General features: G+C 64.1%; 1 protein-coding gene. It reads left to right on the top strand.

Features of this window, described 5'->3' with window-relative positions; translation table 11 throughout:
• The first annotated feature begins 231 nt into the window (after window positions 1-231).
• Complete coding sequence (locus ACZ60G_RS44080; protein WP_465818386.1) at window positions 232-1,434, top strand: IS110 family RNA-guided transposase; 1,203 nt, start codon at window positions 232-234, stop codon at window positions 1,432-1,434.
• Window positions 1,435-1,486: the final 52 nt, after the last annotated feature.

Raw genomic sequence — 1,486 nt, 5'->3', positions numbered from 1 at the left:
TCAGACATCCCTACCTTCTTTCTCGGGTGACTCGGGCCAGTCGTAGGGTCCTGGTGCCCAGGGGTGTCGGGTGTGGCTTTCAGACATCCGCCGCGTGTATGGCTTCACTCGATTGGCCGCCTGGCACCCCCTCGACGGCTCGGCTGCTGATTGAAAATTGCGAACCAGTCGCTGCGTAGGGATAGGACAGCGAAGTCGTCTGCGGGACAACAGGTTCAGTGAACGAAGGAGATGGGTTTGGAACGTGCATGGGCTGGGGTGGACATCGGCAAGCAACATCACCATGCGCTGGTGATCGACACCGACGGCACCCGGCTGTTGTCGCGACGAGTCACCAACGACGAGACCGCTCTGGTCGAACTGATCAACGACGTTGCCGCGCTTGCGGATCGCATCGACTGGGCAGTCGACATGATCACCGGTGAATCGGCGCTGTTGCTGACTTTGCTGACCATCCACGAGCAGCGGGCCTTCTATATCACCGGCAATCAGGTCAACCGTGCCGCGGACGGGTACCGCGGCAGCGGAAAAACCGACGCCAAGGACGCCGCGATCATCGCCGACCAGGTCCGAATCCGCCGCGACCTGGCCCCGATCCGCGTTGAGGACGAACTCATCGTCGAGTTGCGCATGCTCATCGCCCGCCGCCGCGATCTCGCCGCCGACCGTATACGCCTGGTGAACCGGCTGCACCAGCAGCTGCTTGGCATCAGCCCGGCACTCGAACGCGCCCTGGATCTGACCAACAAAGGGCCACTGGTTCTGCTGACCCGCTACCAGACCCCCGAAGCCCTGCGGCGATCCGGTGTCGGCGAGGTCAGCTCCTGGTTGCGTGCGCAGAAGGTCAAAGGCGCTGCCGTGCTGGCAACCCGAGCCGTCACCGCGGCCACCTGCCAGCACACGACGCTGCCGGGACAGGGTCTGGCCGCGGAGTTGGTCGCCGACATGGCCACGGGGGTGATCGCCCTCGACGAACAGCTCAAACACACTGACAAGCTCATCGAGGGCCGATTTCGCCGCCACCGCAGCGCCGCCGTCGTGGTGAGCATGCCAGGCATCGGACCACTTCTCGGCGCCGAATTTCTCGCCGCGACCGGCGGGGACATAACCGCGTTCACCTCCGCTGACCACCTCGCCGGCTACGGCGGCGTCGCACCGGCACCCCGCGATTCCGGACGCATCTCGGGCAACCTGCACCGGCCGCGGCGCTACCACCGCGGCTTGCAGCATGCCTTCTACACCTCGGCGCTGATCAGCATCCGATACAACGAGCAATCGCGAATCTTCTACAACCGCAAGAGATCCGAGGGCAAACACCACACCCAAGCCGTCCTTGCCCTCGCTCGCCGACGGGTCAACGTCTTGTGGGCCCTGCTGCGCGACAACCGCTCCTACACACCTGCACCACCCGAACCGGCCGCTACTGCCGCCTGACACCAGGCGGTCGCAATGATCTTGAAACGTTGACATCTTCATTGAAAATCGA

This window comes from Nocardia sp. NPDC102475 (assembly GCF_055584605.1).
This window is presented reverse-complemented; position numbering and strand designations above follow the sequence as displayed.

Excerpts from the sequence above, each read along its gene's own strand:
- ACZ60G_RS44080 (WP_465818386.1), top strand. The coding sequence starts at position 232 with ATGGGTTTGGAACGTGCATGGGCTGGGGTGGACATCGGCAAGCAACAT.